Source organism: Rahnella inusitata (genome assembly GCF_018288855.1).
Lineage (GTDB): Bacteria > Pseudomonadota > Gammaproteobacteria > Enterobacterales > Enterobacteriaceae > Rahnella > Rahnella inusitata.
Map to the genome: position 1 here is coordinate 505,186 of NZ_CP065024.1, position 19,329 is coordinate 524,514.

The 19,329-nt window shown below is 56.5% G+C and carries 13 protein-coding genes, 1 tRNA gene and 1 other RNA gene; 7 read left to right on the forward strand and 8 right to left on the reverse strand.

The annotated features are described in order from the left end of the window. Window positions 1-7: 7 nt before the first annotated feature. From urtD to atzF, 7 genes are all read right to left on the reverse strand, one after another. Window positions 8-799, reverse strand: a complete 792-nt coding sequence (gene urtD / locus I2123_RS02365; protein WP_112165450.1) for an urea ABC transporter ATP-binding protein UrtD — start codon at window positions 797-799, stop codon at window positions 8-10. 14 nt (window positions 800-813) lie between these two features. Then, the gene (gene urtC, locus I2123_RS02370; protein WP_213051722.1) at window positions 814-1,887 is read right to left on the reverse strand and encodes an urea ABC transporter permease subunit UrtC; all 1,074 of its coding nucleotides are present in this window, start codon (window positions 1,885-1,887) and stop codon (window positions 814-816) included. Then, window positions 1,887-3,455, reverse strand: a complete 1,569-nt coding sequence (gene urtB / locus I2123_RS02375) for an urea ABC transporter permease subunit UrtB (RefSeq protein ID WP_213051723.1) — start codon at window positions 3,453-3,455, stop codon at window positions 1,887-1,889. The genes urtC and urtB overlap by 1 nt, the downstream gene beginning before the upstream one ends. A gap of 140 nt (window positions 3,456-3,595) precedes the next feature. Then, complete coding sequence (urtA, locus tag I2123_RS02380) at window positions 3,596-4,864, reverse strand: urea ABC transporter substrate-binding protein (RefSeq protein ID WP_213051724.1); 1,269 nt, start codon at window positions 4,862-4,864, stop codon at window positions 3,596-3,598. Window positions 4,865-4,933: 69 nt separating this feature from the next. Further along, window positions 4,934-5,659 carry a GntR family transcriptional regulator gene (locus I2123_RS02385; RefSeq protein ID WP_112169547.1) on the reverse strand — a complete coding sequence of 242 codons (726 nt, stop codon included), beginning with the start codon at window positions 5,657-5,659 and terminating at the stop codon, window positions 4,934-4,936. A 27-nt stretch (window positions 5,660-5,686) separates the two neighbouring features. After that, entirely contained in the window at window positions 5,687-9,319 is a 3,633-nt protein-coding gene (uca, locus tag I2123_RS02390; RefSeq protein ID WP_213051725.1) for an urea carboxylase, read from the reverse strand. Between the two features lie 12 nt (window positions 9,320-9,331). Then, window positions 9,332-11,176, reverse strand: a complete 1,845-nt coding sequence (gene atzF / locus I2123_RS02395) for an allophanate hydrolase (protein WP_213051726.1) — start codon at window positions 11,174-11,176, stop codon at window positions 9,332-9,334. Between the two features lie 281 nt (window positions 11,177-11,457). On the opposite strand from atzF, the gene I2123_RS02400 reads away from it, so the two are divergent. The 6 genes from I2123_RS02400 to I2123_RS02425 all read left to right on the forward strand — a co-directional run bounded on the left by I2123_RS02400 (window position 11,458) and on the right by I2123_RS02425 (window position 16,340). Further along, complete coding sequence (locus I2123_RS02400) at window positions 11,458-12,903, forward strand: alpha/beta hydrolase (protein ID WP_213051727.1); 1,446 nt, start codon at window positions 11,458-11,460, stop codon at window positions 12,901-12,903. Window positions 12,904-13,009: 106 nt separating this feature from the next. Continuing rightward, entirely contained in the window at window positions 13,010-13,468 is a 459-nt protein-coding gene (locus tag I2123_RS02405; RefSeq protein WP_112169540.1) for a MarR family winged helix-turn-helix transcriptional regulator, read from the forward strand. Window positions 13,469-13,644: 176 nt separating this feature from the next. Continuing rightward, window positions 13,645-14,067 carry an organic hydroperoxide resistance protein gene (locus I2123_RS02410; protein WP_056775755.1) on the forward strand — a complete coding sequence of 141 codons (423 nt, stop codon included), beginning with the start codon at window positions 13,645-13,647 and terminating at the stop codon, window positions 14,065-14,067. Between the two features lie 253 nt (window positions 14,068-14,320). Beyond that, window positions 14,321-15,997 (forward strand): kdo(2)-lipid A phosphoethanolamine 7''-transferase, encoded by a 1,677-nt coding sequence (eptB, locus tag I2123_RS02415; RefSeq protein ID WP_112169538.1) that lies wholly within the window; start codon window positions 14,321-14,323, stop codon window positions 15,995-15,997. A 103-nt stretch (window positions 15,998-16,100) separates the two neighbouring features. Next, a tRNA-Pro gene (locus tag I2123_RS02420) sits at window positions 16,101-16,177 on the forward strand. Between the two features lie 33 nt (window positions 16,178-16,210). Then, a non-coding RNA gene (locus I2123_RS02425) (RtT sRNA) lies at window positions 16,211-16,340 on the forward strand. A gap of 224 nt (window positions 16,341-16,564) precedes the next feature. Here the strand turns inward: I2123_RS02425 and I2123_RS02430 are convergent. Next, a complete protein-coding gene (locus tag I2123_RS02430) occupies window positions 16,565-16,846 on the reverse strand; it encodes a LysR family transcriptional regulator (RefSeq protein WP_414060058.1) in 282 nt (93 codons plus the stop codon). A 755-nt stretch (window positions 16,847-17,601) separates the two neighbouring features. On the opposite strand from I2123_RS02430, the gene dppA reads away from it, so the two are divergent. Beyond that, window positions 17,602-19,209 carry a dipeptide ABC transporter periplasmic-binding protein DppA gene (gene dppA / locus I2123_RS02435; RefSeq protein WP_112167436.1) on the forward strand — a complete coding sequence of 536 codons (1,608 nt, stop codon included), beginning with the start codon at window positions 17,602-17,604 and terminating at the stop codon, window positions 19,207-19,209. Window positions 19,210-19,329 lie beyond the last annotated feature (120 nt).

The following is a 19,329-nucleotide window of genomic DNA, read 5'->3' on the forward strand; positions in this document are numbered from 1 at the left end:
TTTTTCCTCAGCGTCCTAAATAAACGTCGATAACCTGCTCGTTGGCCTGCACTTGTTTCAGCGAGCCTTCCGCCAGCACCTGCCCCTGATGCAGCACGGTGACGTGGTCGGCGATGCTTTCCACAAAGCCCATGTCGTGCTCGACCACCATCAGCGAATGTTTGCCCGCCAGCTGTTTAAACAGCTCGGCGGTGTATTCGGTTTCGGCGTCGGTCATGCCCGCAGCCGGTTCGTCGAGCAGCAGCAAATGCGGTTCCTGCACCAGCAGCATGCCGATCTCCAGAAACTGTTTCTGGCCGTGCGACAGCAAACCCGCCGGACGATGACGTTCCGTGGTCAGCCGAAGCGTGCCGAGCATTTCATCGATGCGGTCGCGCTGTTCGCTGTTCATTTTGGCGCGCAGGCACGCCCAAACTGATTTATTGGTTTTCTGCGCGATCTCCAGATTTTCGAATACGGTCAGCGCTTCGAAGACCGTCGGCTTCTGGAATTTGCGGCCAATGCCGGACTGCGCGATGCGCACCGGATCGAGGTTGGTCAGATCGGTGCGCTGATCGTAAAACACCCGGCCGCTTTGCGGTTTGGTTTTGCCGGTAATGACATCCATCAGCGTGGTTTTACCTGCGCCGTTCGGGCCGATTACGCAGCGCAGTTCGCCGACGCCGATGTTGAGCGACAGGTTAGTCAGCGCCTTAAAACCATCAAAACTGACGTTGATGTTTTCCAGCTGCAAAATCGGGTCGGTCTGTTCACGGTGCCTGTCCGCCAGATGCGGCTGGGTAAACAGATCTTCGGTCATGGTCATCGGGCTCATCAGGATTTCCTCTTACGCAACAGGCCGATCACGCCGTGCGGCAGGAACAGCGTCACCACAATGAACATGCCGCCGAGCACAAACTGCCAGTATTCGGGGATGGCGACGGTGAACCAGCTCTTCGCGCCGTTGACGATGCCAGCGCCGAGAATCGGGCCGATCAGCGTGCCGCGCCCGCCGAGCGCCACCCAGATGGCGGCTTCGATGGAGTTGGTTGGCGACATTTCGCTCGGGTTGATGATGCCGACCTGCGGCACGTAAAGCGCGCCCGCCAGCCCGCACAGCATGGCCGACACCGTCCAGACGAACAGCTTGAAACCTTTCGGATCGTAGCCACAAAAAATCAGCCGGTTTTCTGCGTCGCGTACGGCGGTCAGTACACGTCCATATTTACTGCGCGCCAGCGCAAAACCGAGGGCCAGACTGGCGACCAGCACGAAAACGGTCATCAAAAATAATCCGACGCGAGTGCCGGTGGCGGTGACCTGAAAACCGAGCAGGGTGGTGAAACCTGTGAAGCCGTTATTACCGCCAAAACCCGTTTCATTGCGGAAAAACAGCAGCATTCCGGCGTAGGTCAGCGCCTGTGTCATGATAGAGAAATAGACGCCTTTGATTTTCGAGCGAAAGGCAAAGTAGCCGAACACAAACGCCAGCGCGCCGGGCACCAGCACGATCAGGCACAGCGCCCACGCGAAATGCTGAGTGCCTGCCCAGAACCACGGCAGCTCGGTCCATGAGAGAAAGGACATAAAATCCGGCAGGCCGCTGCCCGCCGCCTGACGCATCAGATACATGCCCATCGCGTAACCACCGAGAGCGAAAAACAGCCCGTGACCGAGTGACAGCAAACCGGCGTAGCCCCACACCAGATCGAGTGCGATCGCGACGATCGCATAGCACAGGATCTTACCGACCAGCGTCAGGGTGTACGTGGAGATCGAAAGCGGATTCTCCGCCGGCAGCAGCGCCAGAAATGGCATGACGCAAAGCGCGATTAACACCACCGCGCCCACGGAAATCGCAATCTTCGGCGCTTTTTGTACGCCGGTTATCGTTAAAGGTTGGCTCATCAGTCAGTCACCCGGCCTTTGAAGGCGAAGAGTCCCTGTGGACGTTTCTGGATAAACAGGATGATCAGCGCGAGGATCAGGATTTTCCCCAGTACTGCGCCGATTTCCGGTTCAAGAATTTTGTTCACAATGCCCAGACCAAAGGCCGCGACCACCGTCCCCGCCAGTTGCCCGACGCCGCCGAGTACCACGACAAGGAAGGAATCAATGATGTAACCCTGACCGAGTTCAGGGCCGACGTTGCCGAGCTGCGAGAGCGCCACGCCGCCTAAGCCCGCGATGCCGGAACCAAGACCGAACGCCAGCATATCGACGCGGCCGGTCGGCACGCCGCAGCAGGCCGCCATCGCGCGGTTTTGTGTCACGGCGCGCACGTTCATGCCAAGGCGCGTTTTATTGAGCAACAGCCAGGTCAGCGCGAGCACCAGCAGGACGAAAATGATCACCGCGATGCGGTTGTACGGCAGCACCAGATTCGGCAGCAGCTGAATGCCGCCGGAGAGCCAGCCGGGGTTAGCGACCTCAAGGTTTTGCGCGCCAAACAGTACGCGCACGCCCTGGATAAGGATCAGGCTGATGCCCCAGGTCGCCAGCAGCGTTTCCAGCGGGCGGCCATACAAATGGCGGATCACCGTACGCTCCAGCGCCATGCCGATGCCGGCAGTGATGAAAAACGCCACCGGCAGCGCAACCAGCGGATAAATCGCCAGCAACCCCGGCGCGTAGTGCTGAAACAGCGACTGCACCATGTAGGTCGAATACGAGCCGAGCATCAACATCTCGCCGTGCGCCATGTTAATCACGCCCAGCAGGCCGTAGGTGATCGCCAGCCCCAGCGCGGCGAGCAGCAGAATCGAGCCCAGTGATAAACCGGTAAACGCCTGCCCGAGCAGATCGCCTGTCAGCAGGCGGTGTTGCACCGCTTTCAGGCTGACAGCAGCGGCGGCACGCACGGTGGCGTCGGCTTCGGTTTTCGGATCGGTCAGGTTTTGCAGGCGGCCTTGTGTATCCGGATCGCCGGAGGTGCCGAGCAGCTCGACGGCGTGCAGGCGCACCTGCGGATCCGCGTCCGCCAGCTGTAAATTCGCCAGCGCGATGGCCAGTGCGTCATGCACCGTGCTGTCTTTTTCCAGCTCAAAACGACGGGTCAGCAACGGCAGCTGATCGGCCTGCGCGTCGCGCTGTAAGGATTTTGCCGCCTGCAAACGCACGGCGCTGTCGGTACTGACTAAACGGTGGGCGGAAAGGGCATTGGCAATCAGAATGCGCAGCCGGTTGTTCAGCCACACTTTTTTGGTGTCGCCCTGCGGTTTGGCGTCCCCTTCCAGCGGCGTGAGCTGGTCGCCGTTTTGTATGAATGCGTGCCTGGATTGGTCGATGACGACGTTTTCCTGCTTCAGCGCCTCGAGCAGCGGCAGTCTTTCCGGCTGTGGATCCGCCGCCCATTGTTGTAACAACGTGGCTTGCTGGCTGCGGCTGGCGGCAGCAAAGTCATTCGCCGCCCCGGCCTGCGCCAGTAACGGAAGGCAACAGAGCAGGAAAAGCAGTGGCCTGAAGAGGATTTTCATAATGTTCTCGCCGCATAAAGTTGATTGTGGTTTGCTCCTCCCCCTGCGAAGGGGGAGGCCGGGAGGGGGTTTTGCAAACGACTGAGTTGTTTTTAATACCCCACCCCAACCCTCACCTTGGCAGGGGAGGAAGCTGAAAATCAGTTCGTTGTTTTCACAGGAGTGTCTGGCTTTTTGTCATTACCCGCGATGTACGGGCTCCACGGCTGGGCGCGGATAGGTTTGTCGGTCTGCCAGACCACATTGAACTGCCCGTTGGATTCGATTTCGCCGATCATCACCGGTTTGTGCAGATGGTGGTTGGTTGCATCCATGGTCAGCGTGAAACCAGACGGGGCGGCGAAGGTCTGCCCGGCCATTGCGGCGCGGACTTTATCCACATCGGTCGTTCCGGCTTTTTCCACCGCCTGCGCCCACATATGGATGCCGACGTAGGTCGCTTCCATCGGATCGTTGGTTACCGCCGAGTCGGCGTTCGGCAGTTTGTGGGCTTTAGCGTAAGCCTTCCATTCGGCGACGAATTTCTTGTTAGCTGGATTATCGACGGACTGGAAGTAGTTCCACGCCGCGAGGTCACCGACCAGCGGTTTGGTGTCGATGCCGCGCAACTCTTCTTCACCCACCGAGAACGCCACCACCGGTACGTCGGTCGCTTTCACGCCCTGGTTCGCCAGCTCTTTGTAGAACGGCACGTTGGAATCGCCGTTGATGGTGGAGATCACCGCCGTTTTCCCGCCTGCGGAGAATTTCTTAATGTTGGAAACGATGGTCTGATAATCGCTGTAACCGAACGGCGTGTAGACCTCTTCGATATCGCTGTCTTTCACGCCTTTGGAATGCAGGAAGGCGCGCAGAATTTTGTTGGTGGTGCGCGGATAGACGTAATCCGTGCCGAGCAGGAAGAAGCGTTTCGCCGCACCGCCGTCTTCACTCATCAGATATTCCACCGCCGGGATCGCCTGCTGGTTAGGCGCAGCGCCGGTGTAGAAGACGTTCGGCGACATCTCTTCGCCTTCATATTGCACCGGGTAGAACAGCAAACCGTTCAGCTCTTCGAAGACCGGCAGCACTGATTTACGCGAAACCGACGTCCAGCAGCCAAATACTACGGCCACCTTATCCTGCGTCAGCAACTGGCGGGCTTTTTCGGCGAACAGCGGCCAGTTAGAGGCCGGATCGACCACCACCGGTTCCAGCTTTTTGCCCAATACGCCCCCTTTGGCATTGATGTCGTCAATGGTCATCAGCGCGATGTCTTTCAGCGGCGTTTCCGAAATCGCCATGGTGCCGGAAAGGGAGTGCATGATGCCGACCTTGATGGTCTCGGCAGCCTGTGCGCTCCAGGCTAATCCCATGCTGACTACGGTGGCGGACAGAGCAAAGGCTTTAATAAAACGTCGACGTTGCATAGATGTACCCTCTGAGAATGAGTTAAGAGAACGCTGTTATGTAGAAAGTCGAAAACACATTTAAAAAAGTCATGACGGAAGGCTTCCGTCATTCTCCGCCCGAGCCTGATGCAGCATATGCAGTGTAATTTTGCGCACCTCGGCTTTGCTGACGGCAATATGGTCGTGTAGTTGGCGTTGTGCCTCCTCAGTGCGTTGCCCGATGATGGCGAGCAGAATGCTCGCGTGTTCAATGTAGGTGGCGCTTACCCGCTCGTCTTTGGTGAAATCCAGCCGGCGGATGATGCGGATTTTCTCGGTCAGCTCGCGGTGAATACGCGCCATTTCGGCGTTACCGGCGGCGGCGACCAGCGTCATGTGAAACTCCTCGTCAAAGCGCGATACCGTCTGCCCGTCTTCGAGGCGCGGCTGGTCTATCCAGAAATCTTTCAGCTCGCCCAGTTGCAGGGGCTGCGCTTCGGGCGGGCAGGCGCACAGGCGTTTCACCGCTTCCAGTTCCAGCACAATGCGCAGGTCATACAACTGCTCGAAGAAGTCGAAATCGAACGGGCGCACCTGCCAGCCGCTGCGGAAAAACACTTCGACATAACCTTCACGCTCGAGCCAGAACAGCGCCTGACGCACCGGCGTGCGGCTGACTTCCATGCGATCGGCGATGTCGTTCTCGCTGAAGCGGTCACCCGGCAGCAGGCGAAAGCTGAAAATGTCGGCTTTCAGCTGCTGATAAATACGTTCCGCCAGCCCTTCAGGACGGTTGCTTTTCGTGCGTGTCGATTTGGCGCCTGTCAGTTGCATAAAAAATCCTTTGTGGGTTTCACCCGCTTAAACCGCTAAATCCAGCCACAGCAGCGCATCGCCCGGCCCGACCGGACGGCCCTGCTGGCAGCTGATTTTTAATACCGTTCCGGCGCACGGCGCGTTGACCGACAGCTCCATTTTCATGGCCTCGACGACGATCAGCGGCTGACCTTCCACCACCTGCTGGCCCGGTTCGACCAGGATTTTCCAGATATTGCCGTTGAGATCGGCGCTGACCAGATGCCCGTCCTGATCCGCATCGTCCTCCTCTAACTGGACGGCGTTGGCTGCCGCGTCCACCGCCGCGCTTTCTGCTTCATGCCAGTGCGCGACTTCACGGGTAAAGGCCTCGGTCTGTTTTGTGCGAAAGTCAGCGATATCGGCGGCGTTGTCGGCAAGGAATTGGGTATATTGCGCAAAATCGAACTCTGTCTCTTCGATGCGCACCTGTTCACGTCCTTCGCGGAAGGCGTCGCGCTGGGCGTCCAGCTCCGCTTCAGTAACTTCATAGAAGCGCACCTGATCAAAGAAGTGCAGCAGCCACGGCTCGCCATTTTTGAACTGTTCGTTCTTGAGGAATTTATTCCAGATCGGCAGCGTGCGACCGACCAGCTGATAGCCGCCCGGCGAATCCATGCCGTAGATGCACATGTACATCCCGCCGATGCCGACCGTGCCTTCGGCGGTGTAGGTACGCGCCGGATTGTATTTGGAACTGAGCAGGCGATGGCGCGGATCGACCGGCACTGCGCAGGGCGCGCCGAGGTACACATCGCCCAGCCCGAGGATTAAATAGCTGGCATCGAAAATGATGTTTTTGACTTCTTCGCGGCTTGCCAGCCCGTTGGTGCGCTGGATGAAATCGACGTTATTTGGCAGCCACGGCGCATCGGCGCGCACGGTCTGCTGATAACGTTCCACTGCGCCCAGCGTGGCGGAATCTTCAAACGCCATCGGCATATGCACGATGCGGGTCGGGATTTTGAGCTGGCTGACATCCGCCAGACTGTGTTCGAGCGTCAGTAAATGCTCAAGCAGCGCGCCCTGATGCAACACGCGGCTGTCATAACGGATTTGCAGAGACCGCACGCCCGGCGAGAGCTCTTCGATGCCCGCCTGACCGGCCGCACGGATGGCGTTCATCAGCAGATAAATGCGCATCCGCACCGCCAGATCCAGCACGTTGTCGCCGTACTCAATCAGCACGTAGCCGTCGCCCGCCTGCCGGTATTCCACCGAAGGCCGCTGTGCCGTGGCCGGTAACGCCGCGAGAATGGTGGCGGACGCGGTGGCGTCTGGCAGCAGCGACGGCACCGGCAGCGCCATGGCGTTCACCGGCATCAGCGAGTCGACAGTGCCTTGCTGCGCCAGTTCCAGCGCCTGTGCCTGTTCGAAACTGATCGGATGGAAGCGGATTTTATCGCCCGGTTTGACCTGCCCGACTTTCCACAGCTCGGCTTTGGCGATGGTCACCGGGCAGACGAAACCGCCGAGGCTTGGCCCGTCCCGGGTCAGGATCACCGGGAAATCGCCGGTAAAGTTGATGGCGCCAATGGCGTATTCACAGTCATGCACGTTCGACGGATGCAGACCGGCTTCCCCGCCGTCCTGCCGTGCCCACTGCGGTTTCGGGCCGACCAGACGCACGCCCAGGCGGTTGGAGTTGTAATGCACCTGCCATTCGGCGGCGAAGAAGGTATCGATCGATTCTTTGGTGAAGAAGTCCGGTGCGCCGTGCGGGCCATAGAGCACGCCGATGTTCCACAGATCGCCATACACCGGCACGATGTTGTCGGCCGCAGGCTGCGGCAAACCGACCGGCGCGGGCGTGGTGCAGGCGGCGAGTTCGGGCTGGGAAACCGTCAGCATATCGGCGACGCGCAGCGTGCGGCCAGCGTGACCGCCAAACTGCCCGAGGGCAAAGGTCGAACGGCTGCCGAGATATACCGGCACGTCGAAACCGTTACGCACCGCAAGATAGGTACGGCAGCCCTGCGTGGCGCGGCCAAGGGTCAGCGTCTGACCGGCTTTGACCGCCACCGGCTGCCAGTAATCCACCGTCTCGCCATCAAGATCTGCCGGACAGCGCGCACCGGTCAGCGCAATCGTGGCATCGCAGTGAAAACGCAGCGTCGGGCCCTGTAACGTGAATTCAAGACCGGCGGCGTCAAGGTGGTTACCGACAATGCGATTGGCGAGGCGAAATGCAAAATCATCCATTGGGCCGGACGGCGGCACGCCGATATCCCAGTAACCGAGACGGCCCGGATAATCCTGCACGCTGCTGTAGGTGCCGGGGGCGATCACTTCGATGGCCTTCGGCGCGTAGGCAAAACTGTCGAGCATTCGTGTCCACATATTGCCGTCGCGGAACACCGGCGTGGCTACGACCTGACGCAGATAATCAATATTGGTGGCGATGCCGTGCAAACGGGTGGCGGCCAGCGCGGCGGACATTTTTGCCAGCGCATCCTGACGGTCGGTGCCGTGGACGATCAGCTTGGCGATCATCGGGTCGTAAAATGCTGACACTTCGCTGCCGGTAGAAACCCAGCCATCGACGCGGACATCCTGCGGGAAAAAGACTTCGGTTAGCACGCCGGGGCTCGGCTGGAAGTTTTTCAGCGGATCTTCGGCGTAAATCCGCACTTCCATCGATGCACCCTGCGGTGCCCGCTCCAGATGCGGCCAGTCGAGCGGCTCACCGGCAGCGACGCGCAGCATGCATTCGATCAAATCCAGCCCGGTGACCATTTCGGTGACCGGATGCTCGACCTGCAAACGGGTATTAACCTCGAGGAAATAAAATTCATCGCGCGCGGCGTCATAAATAAATTCGACGGTACCGGCGCTGCGATAATTCACCGACTCGCCCAGCTGCACGGCGGCGCGATGCAGGGCTTCACGACTGGCCGGTGGCAGATTCGGCGCAGGGGTTTCTTCTACTACTTTCTGGTTGCGGCGTTGCAGGGAACAGTCGCGTTCGCCGAGCGCCACTACGCGACCTTTACCGTCGCCAAAAATCTGCACTTCGACGTGGCGGGCGCGATCCACAAACCGCTCCAGAAACACGCCGGCATCGCGAAAAAACTGTTCGCCCAGGCGTTTCACGCTGTCCCACGCGGCGCGCAACCCGTCTTCGTCATCGCAGCGCGTCAGGCCAATGCCTCCGCCGCCTGCGGTGCTTTTCAGCATGATCGGATAACCGATTTTCGCCGCGGCAATCACCGCGTCTTCAATGCTTGCCAGCAAACCGGTGCCCGGCGTCATCGGCACACTGGCGGCTGCGGCTAATTCGCGGGCGCGGTGCTTGAGGCCGAATTCACGGATTTGTCCGGCGGTCGGGCCGATAAACGCAATGCCAGCGGCGTCGCAGGCATCAGCAAATTCTGCGCTTTCGGATAAAAAGCCGTAGCCGGGATAAATCGCCTGCGCGCCGGTTTCTTTCGCGGCGGCCAGAATTTTGTCGATCATCAGATAGCTTTCGCTGGCCTTTTCGCCGCCCAGCGCAATGGCGATATCGGCATCGGCTACGTGCGGCGCATTACGGTCGGCATCGGAATACACGGCCACGCTGGTGACCCCGAGGCGTTTGAGCGTGCGGATGGCGCGGCAGGCGATTTCGCCACGGTTGGCGACCAGAACAGTCGTGAACATAGGTGTGGCTCCTCAGGCGTTTTTCAGGGAGGCGAGGTGAGAGATGTAACTTCTCCAGCCGCCAAAATGGGTGATGTCAGTGGCGTCAGGGATTGCCCACGGCTCGCAGATAAAGCCTTTCACCGTGCGACCGTCGGCCAGTTCCAGAGAGCCGATGCCAAGCGGTGCCGGAATTTCGGCGACGAACTCGCCAAAGCGCGCCAGCGGGATGTCCCACAGTTCGACGATAATCGCGCTGCCGGTTTCTGCCCGTACCAGCCCCGGTTTAGGTGGCGTGGTGTTGGCAAGGGCGTAGAGTTTGTAAGTGGCGGCGGTGGTGGTTTGCTCGATGCGCACCGCGTTGCGGCTGGTGAGCTGGAAATTCAGCGGCATACCGGTGAGATGCGCCCCGACAACCGCGACGCGCACGCTGGCGGTGAGCGGCGTGGACGTCATATATTCTTCAGGCTTAAGCGTAATGCCGGTCGCGCCGAGCGGCAGGGTCAGGCTGCGCTGCCACTGGCGGCCAAAGCTGGCTAAGGCATCGTCGTGCCAGGCGGGCGCGACCAACGTGATACCAGCGGGCAGGCCGTCAGCGCGAAGACTCGATGGCAGCGCCAGCGCGGATAAATCCGCCAGATTGGTGAAGTTGGTGTAAATCCCGAATTGCGAGTTATAGAGCACCGGCTCCTGCACCATTTCTTCCTGCGTGCGGATTGTCGGCGAGGTCGGCACCACCAGCGCATCAAACCCTTCCAGCGCCAGATTAATTTTGCGCGACAGCTCCGCACGCAAATATTCAGCCCGCCAGGCGTCGCAGGCGCTGTAGTTCAGGCCGTTCGCCACAATGCCGCGCACCACCGGATCCATCACTTCCGGGCTTTCCTCGAAAATCTGGCCGACCGCTACCGTGCGTTCAGCCACCCATGCGCCGTAATACAGCTGCTCCGCCAGTTCGCGGAACGGCGTGAAATCGATCGGAACCAGCGTGACGCCGCTGCTGCTCATACGATCCAGCGCCTGATCGAATTCAAATTCGGCCTGCGCATCGCCAAAAAACTCCAGACTGTCGGGTACCGCAAAGCGCGGATGGGCGGAAATCGCCACCGGCGCAGTGCGTGGATTCGGGCGTGAATAGGCATCGGCGGCGTCATATCCGCCCGCCGCGTGGGCGACGGTCTGGGCATCGGCGACGGTCAGGGCGAAGATGGAAACTGAGTCATTCAGGCGGCAGGCGGGCACGACGCCTTTGTTCGACAGCCAGCCTTTTGTGGGCTTCAGGCCAACGACGTTATTGAATCCGGCAGGCACGCGGCCAGAACCAGCGGTGTCGGTGCCCAACGAGAAAGCGACTAAACCGCGCGCCAGTACTGAAGCGGAACCCGAACTTGAGCCGCCGCTGACGTAATCCGGGTTGAACGTATTGCGCACCGCACCGTACGGCGAGCGGGTGCCCACCAGGCCGGTGGCGAACTGGTCGAGATTGGTTTTGCCAATGACAATCGCGCCTTTAGCTCTCAGATTGGCGACGACGGTAGCATCGGCTTCGGCGGTGTAAGTGAACGCCGGACAGGCGGCGCTGGTCGGCCAGCCTGCGATATCAATATTGTCTTTGACTGCAAACGGCACGCCAAACAGCGGCAGGGCGGCTATCGAGCCTTCAGCCTTTTGACGCAAGCTTTCCAGATGGGCAATCTGGTCTTCCAGCTGATTGGCCGTTGCACGATAAATCCAGGCGTTATCGGTATGACTCAGACTGCCCAGCACCATGGAAAGCGTGGTACGCAAACTGCCCGGCGCCGTGCGGTAGTGCTCTTGCCATTCGCGCAGGGTAAAACCGCGAAACGGCGAATTCGTAGAATGTGAAGCGTGGGTCATAGGTTGAATTCCATCTGGTACACAAGATTGAATTCACCTAAGCAAGCCCTGTGCCACATCATTACTTATTGATTTAAAGTGATTTATTATTTGGCTTGTGAATGCGTTGTACGTTTGTTGCACCATCACAGGAGGGCAACTGAGCAAAAAAGGGGCGAAGATTTGCACTTCGTGCAGTCGTGGTTCAACTTAAATGCATTATCATCTGGCCCACAATTAGCAAGAACGGCATATCTTTAAGATATTCATATCGCTTTGACGCTTTTAGGAAAATGCACTTGATGCCACTTCGCACTCTCTTCAGACGGCTGAAAAAGCTTTTACTGGTACTGATTCTGGTGGTTATCACGCTGCTGGCTGTGCGGACCTATGATGCCTTGCAGGGCCCGCCACTTGAGCCGTGGCACAAACTGGTGCCGGATGAACTGAGCGCAGAGCAGTTGGATAACAGCGACTGGCCAGCGTATTTACGCGCTGAACAGCAGGCGTTTGTCGAAGTGAAGCAGGAAGTGACAGATAAGCTGGACGCCCAAGAGCGCATCCCGCTGAACCGCTATTACGACCGCAGCCCGATTTATCCCGAACATTTTGCGCAGGACTGGAACCGTTCTTATGAGCTGATGCCTGCGGGCAAGCCTGTCGGCGCAGTCGTGTTGTTGCACGGGCTGACGGATTCCCCTTATAGCCTGCGCCATATCGCCGAGGATTACCGCCAGCGCGGGTTCGTGGCGGTGGGCATTCGCCTGCCGGGACACGGCACGGTGCCGGGCGGTCTCACCAATGTGGGCTGGGAACAGTGGATGGCGGCGACGCGGCTGGCCGTGCGTGAAGCCCGTCGTGCCGCCGGTGTCGAGGTGCCGTTGCAGATGGTCGGTTTTTCTAACGGCGGCGCGCTGGCGATGAAATACACGCTCGATACGCTCGACGACGCGTCCCTGATTCGCCCTTCCCGCGTGGTGCTGATTTCCCCGATGATTGGCGTCACCAGTTTTGCCCGCTTCGCCGGTTATGCGGGCTGGCCGGCGATCTTCCCGGCGTTCGCTAAAACCGCATGGCTGAACCTGATGCCGGAGTTCAATCCGTTTAAATACAATTCATTCCCGGTGAAAGCGGCGCGTCAGTCCTATCTGCTGACCGATATCCTGCAACAGCAGATTATTAAAGAAGCGAAATCTGGCAGGCTTTCGCAGCTTCCGCCTTTGCTGGCCTTCCAGTCGGTAGTGGATTCCACCGTCAGCACCCGCGCGGTAGTCACCGCTTTGTTTAATCAGTTGCCCGCCAACGGTAGCCAACTGGTGTTAATTGATATCAACCGCAGCGCCTACGTCGGGCCGTTACTGCGTCCGTCGTCAGAAACCGCGGTTGAACGCTTATTGCCGCCTGCGCCAAGGCGCTATCAGACGACGGTGATCACCAACGCCGCGCCCGATCAGGCGGCAACCGTTGCGCAGATCACAGCGGCGGGGCAGACTGCCGGGGTCGCGACGCCGCTGGGGCTGGATTATCCTTCCGAATTCTTCTCGCTCTCACACGTTGCGCTGCCGTTCCCGCCCGATGACTCGCTGTATGGCCGCACGCCGCAGGGCCCGGCGCAGTTTGGTATTCGTCTGGGCACGCTCGCCGCACGCGGCGAGAATGGCGCGCTGGTGGTGAGCATGGATCAACTGATGCGCGTATCATCGAATCCGTTTTATCCTTACATGTTGCAGAGAATCAGGGGATTTTGAAGATCTGTGTCAGAGTTGAGCTCGTGAAGGCATTTACCAGTGTTAGTATACTCACCCAAAAGCGCTTGCGATTATATCGCGCGCTATATACATTGGCGGCATGAACATGAAAACAGACACCGAATCAACGCCCAACAGCATGCTGCATCTGGATCAGCAGATGTGTTTCGCGCTCTACTCCGCGAATCTTGCATTGCATAAGGTTTACCGCAAGTTGCTCGGCCAGCTTGATCTGACCTATCCGCAGTATCTGGTGATGCTGGTTCTCTGGCAGCGTGATGAAGTGACCGTCTCTGAGATCGGCGACAAGCTGTTTCTGGATTCCGCGACCCTGACGCCGCTGTTAAAACGGCTGGAGACCGCCGGTTTTCTGCTGCGCCGTCGCGCCAAAGCGGACGAGCGGCAGGTCATTATCACCCTGACCGACACCGGTAGGCAGTTGCGTGACAAAGCCAAAGAGATCCCCGAAGCGATTTTGTGTGCGACCGAGTGTGAGCTCAGTGAAATGGTCACGCTCAAACAGCAGCTGGAATCTCTGCGCGCGAACTTAAAAGATAAAGCCTGACGAACGCCGTTCAGCGAATGATTGATTAAACCTATCGCAGCAAACAGACAAATCCGGAGTGCGCTTTCGAGTTTGTCTGCTAGTATTAAATACATAGCGCACGATTAAATCGTGTTAAATATTTCCAGTTAAGTCATCTTTGATTCTCAGTAATCTGACCCGAAAAGGAACGAAATATGTCTATCGAAAAAGTTGTGTATCGTGCTCATGCATCTGCTACCGGTGGTCGTGATGGCCGTGCTGTTTCTGACGACGGCGTATTAGATATCAAACTGGGCGTGCCGAAAGAAATGGGTGGCATGGGCGGCGGTACCAACCCAGAGCAGCTGTTTGCTGCCGGTTACTCCGCCTGCTTCCTCGGCGCACTGAAAGCCGTGGCCGCGCAGGAAAAAATTAAGATCCCTGCTGACGCGAAAATTGAAGGCGCGGTAGGCATCGGTGCCATCCCCGGCGGTTACGGTATCGAAGTTCAGCTTGATATCACTCTGCCTGGCTTTGAGCGCAGCGACGCAGAAGCGCTGGTTGCCAAAGCTCATCAGGTTTGCCCGTACTCCAATGCCACCCGTGGCAACATCGATGTCACTTTGAATATTAAATGATTTTTTAGAAGTACCGCCTTCACCAGGGGCGTTTTAAGAAATACCCAGGAGGCTTCGGCCTCCTTTTTCATGTCTGGATTTCTCCCCGATAAAGACCCCGCCTGACCTTCATCTCGCCTGTAAGCCGCTTTGGCACGGAACATTCCGGAAGTATGTATATATACGTAATCTCGGTATAATCTGTGAACTCACCAGACATAAACATGTCACAATGATTCAGAATCTTTCAAAATCCTCCGGAAAACCACATTACATGAATAGAGTGAAGACTCTATCGCAGCAAAATATTTCATTATTGTTAGCGATTTATATTGGCATTTTCCTCAATGTCTCCGTGTTTCAGCGCCGCTTTGCCGCCTTGATTAATCATTTCACTTCCACCGAACTGCTACAGGCCGTCACAGAAGTGTGTGCGATCGTCCTGTTTACTTTTTTCGTGCTGCGTTTGTTGTCGCTGGGTGGACGGCTGTTTTTCCGCATCGTTGCCAGCCTGCTGGTTCTGATTTCCGTCGCCGCCAGTTATTACATGGTGATGTTCAATGTGGTGATCGGCTACGGCATCGTGGTCTCGGTGATGACCACGGATATCGATCTCAGCAAAGAGGTGATTGGGCCGCAACTGTTTATCTGGATGGCGCTGGTCAGTGCCATACCGCTGTTCCTGATCTGGAAAAATGATCTGCGTCTGACGCTGATTGAACAGATGAAAACGCCGGGGCAGCGTGCGTTGCCGCTGATCGTTATGTTGGCCACGGTGCTGCTGGTCTGGTTGCCGCTGCGTTATCTTGATCACAAACAAAGCGTGAACGAGAAGAAAACTAACGTCGATTTACCGAGCTACGGCGGCGTTGTCGCGCACTCCTATTTACCGTCTAACTGGCTGGCTGCCCTCGGGTTGTACGCATACACCCAGATTGATGAAGGCCAGGATGCCAGCCATTATTTAGACCCGGCGAAAGAGTTTACCTACGTGCCGCCGGCGGATATTGATGACACCTACGTGGTGTTTATCATCGGGGAAACCACCCGCTGGGATCACATGGGTCTTCTGGGCTACGAGCGCGATACGACGCCGCGCCTGTCGAAAGAGAAGAATCTGGTGGCGTTCCGCGGGACTTCCTGCGATACCGCCACCAAGCTCTCGCTGCGTTGCATGTTTGTGCGCGAAGGCGGGACGGAAGATAACCCGCAACGGACGCTAAAAGAGCAGAACATCTTTGCGGTGATGAAATCTTTGGGTTTCACTTCTGAACTCTTCGCGATGCAAAGCGAGTTGTGGTTCTACAACAACGCCGACACCAACAATTTCTCCTTCCGTGAAATCATCGCGTCTGAAAAGCGTAATGACGGTAAACCGGTGGACGATATGTTGCTGGTGAATGAATTGCAGCAGTCTTTGAAAAATTACCCGAAAGGGAAACATCTGGTGATCCTGCACACTAAAGGCTCGCATTATCTCTATTCCCAGCGTTATCCGCGCAGCTACGCGCGTTATACGCCGGAATGTAAGAGAACCAACTGTACTAAAGAAGAGCTGATTAACGCCTTCGATAACAGCGTGCTTTACACCGACACCTTCATCGACAGCGTGATTGATCAGCTGCGCGACAAGAAGGCGCTGGTGTTTTATGCCTCCGATCACGGTGAGTCGATTGATGAGAACTCCCATCTGCACGGTACGCCGCGCGAAATGGCGCCACCTGAGCAGTTCCGTGTGCCGATGATGGTGTGGGCTTCTGACAGCTTCCTCGAACAGCCGGACCACAAAGAGGCGTTTGAGCAGCTTCAGGCGCAGCAGCGTGTAGGGGCGAAGAAGCGCCACGTCGAGCTTTTCGACTCGATTCTGGGTTGTCTGGGTTATACCTCACCGAACGGCGGAATCAATCCGGCGAATAACTGGTGTGCTAAACCTCAGGCAGAACAGAAGTAATAGGTTAAATTGGCGGCGTATCGGATGATTTCTGGGCAGTCGGTGAATATGGATGAAAAAGCCGTTGACGCTCTGAAACCACCGCAGTAAGATGCGCCCCATTCGGCGAGTAGCGCAGCTTGGTAGCGCAACTGGTTTGGGACCAGTGGGTCGGAGGTTCGAATCCTCTCTCGCCGACCACATTTGAAAAACCTGCTTTTAAAGCAGGTTTTTTTTCGCCTGCAGTTTAAGAGGATGAGAACCTCCGAAGGAGGTTTGAGCCGAGCGAAGCGAGACCACGTTGCTTTAGCAACGGCCCGCAGGGCAAGCATCGAAGATGCGCGTAATCCTCTCTCGCCGACCACATTTGAAAAACCTGCTTTTAAAGCAGGTTTTTTTCGTCTATAAAAAGCCCGCTGCTTTCTGGTTGCGGGCTTTTTGTTGTGTGCGCTCCCTTAACCTCATCAGCTTCAAATCCTCTTTCCTGTGATTTGTAGAGTTCTGATAGTCGGCGGCAACGCGGTGAAGAAAGGAGAAGCCGACGGTATTACCGGTTCTTCGCGCTGTCGCGAAACAAATAAAATCTGTTCACACTGTTACATCCGTCTCATGCGCTTTAGCGCGAAAACTGCGGCGTAACCGCGTCATGGAAAATACCGTTGCATGGGCGACGTGGAGGAATTCTTCGCCTTCCGGGGTCAGGCGGATGGGGTAAGTTTTGCGGTCAAACAGCACAACGCCGAGCCACTCTTCCAGCTGGCGGATGCGGCGGCTGAGTGCGGACTGAGTGATATTTCGTTCGCTGGCGGCGCGCGTGAAGCTGTAGCAATGAGATACGCTGAGAAAATCTTCAAACCACTTTAGTTCCATCACAAAACCTCTGGCCGGTGATATTCAAAAAACCTGCTGCCATAAATCCAGATACCCCCTGATTTAAGCAAAAAACGCGCCAGTCTTTGGATTATAAGAACAGTTTGGTTTCGGGGTATTTCAGCCCGCACAGTGCCTTTCGGTGAAAAAACACACGAAACATATCCACGAGGGTGGCTGCACCATCATCGGGCATCTGCGCCTTTTTGGGGTGTTTGAAGGGGTCAGTGCGTGAAGCCCATTTATGACAGTCCCATGTCATCTGCTGCTCTTCTCAGCATTTTCAGCTGGTTTCCACCCCTATCTCAAAAATAACCGTTCATATATTCATCATTTAGCGAGAAATTTTTAGGGATTTAATATGTGCAAAACCCCCAGGAATATTCTTTTACAAAGTTGATTGTGTGGGTTTCGGGTTCAAAAACTGAACATTCATCCTGATTTGGTTAACGGAATGTTTTTTTATGTTTGTTTGCTGTTACTCACAGTCTGTGTAAATGCCTGATGGTTATATTGACGTCAGGGATAGGAGTTGCCAAATTGATAGCCCCAAGGAAGACCAGTGATTATTTCCGGTAAAGATCCGTAAAGCCCGCTTTACAGTTCGAAGGAAAAAAATGGCAGTTCACCATGCTCTGGTTGGACTTAATGCAGCGCACACCAACACAGTCACCCGCAAATAAAAATAAAGGGTGGCGTGAGCTGCAAACACAACACACACATCCACATCACCATTAATCAATGGAGCAGAAGCGATGACAATCTCTTTAGGTAAGTCGGGGCTACTGAAATTCAGTATGGGCCTGATTGCGCTGACCGTTGCGGCAAGCGTGCAGGCAAAAACGTTAGTGTATTGTTCTGAAGGTTCACCTGAAGGCTTCAACCCTCAGCTGTTCACCTCAGGCACCACGTATGACGCCAGCTCCGTGCCTATCTACAACCGTTTGGTTGAGTTCAAGATCGGGACCACAGAAATTCAGGCGGGTCTGGCTGAGAAGTGGGACGTGTCGGCAGACGGCAAAACCTACACCTTCCATCTGCGCAAAGGCGTGAAATGGCAGGACAACAAGGAATTCAAACCAACCCGTGATTTCAATGCGGATGACGTGGTGTATTCCTTCGAACGTCAGCTCGACAAAAACAATCCATACCACGGCGTTTCTGGCGGTAGCTACGAATACTTCGAAGGCATGGGTATGGGCGATCTGATCAACAAGATTGTCAAAGTTGACGACAATACCGTTCAGTTTGTGCTCAACCGCCCGGAGTCGCCATTCCTGGCTGACCTGGCGATGGACTTCGCTTCCATCCTGTCTGCGGAATACGCGGATAACATGCTGAAAGCGAAAACACCTGAGAAAGTCGATTTGGATCCGATCGGTACCGGTCCGTTCCAGCTTGTGCAATACCAGAAAGATTCACGCATCCTCTACAAAGCTTTCCCTGGTTTCTGGGGCACCAAGCCGCAGATCGACCGTTTAGTCTTCTCCATCACGCCTGACGCTTCCGTGCGTTACGCGAAATTGCAGAAAAACGAATGCCAGGTCATGCCATACCCGAACCCCGCTGATATCGCGGCAATGAAGAAAGATAAAACCATCAACCTGATGCAACAGCCAGGTCTGAACGTCGGTTATCTGTCCTTCAACGTTGAGAAAAAACCACTGGATGAAGTGAAAGTGCGTCAGGCACTGACCCTGGCTGTGAACAAAAAAGCCATCATCGATGCGGTTTATCAGGGTGCTGGCCAGCCGGCTAAAAACCTGATCCCACCGACTATGTGGGGCTACAACAAAGACGTTGTGGATTACGATTACAACCCTGAGAAAGCCAAAGAGCTGCTGAAAGAAGCAGGTCACGCAGACGGTTTCACTATCGATCTGTGGGCGATGCCGGTACAGCGTCCGTACAACCCGAACGCGCGCCGTATGGCTGAAATGATCCAGGCTGACTGGGCGAAAGTGGGCGTGAAAGCCAACATCGTCACCTACGAGTGGGGCGAATACCTCAAGCGTGCTAAAGCCGGTGAACATCAGTCTGTGATGATGGGCTGGACCGGGGACAATGGGGATCCGGACAACTTCTTCGCCACGCTGTTCAGCTGCGCGGCCGCCAAAGACGGTTCCAACTATTCCCGCTGGTGCTACAAGCCGTTTGAAGATTTGATCCAGCCAGCCCGTGCTGAATCCGATCACGCCAAACGTGCTGCGCTGTACCAGCAGGCACAGGTTGTGATGCATGACCAGGCTCCGGCACTGATCATCGCTCACTCCACCGTGTACGAACCTGTCCGTAAAGAAGTCAAAGGCTATGTCGTTGACCCGTTAGGCAAACACCACTTCGAAAACGTCAGCATGGAATGATTGACGATTGAGCGCACAGGGAGCTGCGTTGTGCGGTGCTCGCAATTTTCGCCTGCCTGAGGGTATGTTTCAATTGCTGTGCTCCTCCGCCTTGCTCGCAGCGCGCTCACTACGTCTTTT

Excerpts from the sequence above, each read along its gene's own strand:
- urtD (WP_112165450.1), bottom strand. The coding sequence starts at position 799 with ATGACCGAAGATCTGTTTACCCAGCCGCATCTGGCGGACAGGCACCGT.
- urtC (WP_213051722.1), bottom strand. The coding sequence starts at position 1,887 with ATGAGCCAACCTTTAACGATAACCGGCGTACAAAAAGCGCCGAAGATT.
- urtB (WP_213051723.1), bottom strand. The coding sequence starts at position 3,455 with ATGAAAATCCTCTTCAGGCCACTGCTTTTCCTGCTCTGTTGCCTTCCG.
- urtA (WP_213051724.1), bottom strand. The coding sequence starts at position 4,864 with ATGCAACGTCGACGTTTTATTAAAGCCTTTGCTCTGTCCGCCACCGTA.
- I2123_RS02385 (WP_112169547.1), bottom strand. The coding sequence starts at position 5,659 with ATGCAACTGACAGGCGCCAAATCGACACGCACGAAAAGCAACCGTCCT.
- uca (WP_213051725.1), bottom strand. The coding sequence starts at position 9,319 with ATGTTCACGACTGTTCTGGTCGCCAACCGTGGCGAAATCGCCTGCCGC.
- atzF (WP_213051726.1), bottom strand. The coding sequence starts at position 11,176 with ATGACCCACGCTTCACATTCTACGAATTCGCCGTTTCGCGGTTTTACC.
- I2123_RS02400 (WP_213051727.1), top strand. The coding sequence starts at position 11,458 with ATGCCACTTCGCACTCTCTTCAGACGGCTGAAAAAGCTTTTACTGGTA.
- I2123_RS02405 (WP_112169540.1), top strand. The coding sequence starts at position 13,010 with ATGAAAACAGACACCGAATCAACGCCCAACAGCATGCTGCATCTGGAT.
- I2123_RS02410 (WP_056775755.1), top strand. The coding sequence starts at position 13,645 with ATGTCTATCGAAAAAGTTGTGTATCGTGCTCATGCATCTGCTACCGGT.
- eptB (WP_112169538.1), top strand. The coding sequence starts at position 14,321 with ATGAATAGAGTGAAGACTCTATCGCAGCAAAATATTTCATTATTGTTA.
- I2123_RS02430 (WP_414060058.1), bottom strand. The coding sequence starts at position 16,846 with ATGGAACTAAAGTGGTTTGAAGATTTTCTCAGCGTATCTCATTGCTAC.
- dppA (WP_112167436.1), top strand. The coding sequence starts at position 17,602 with ATGACAATCTCTTTAGGTAAGTCGGGGCTACTGAAATTCAGTATGGGC.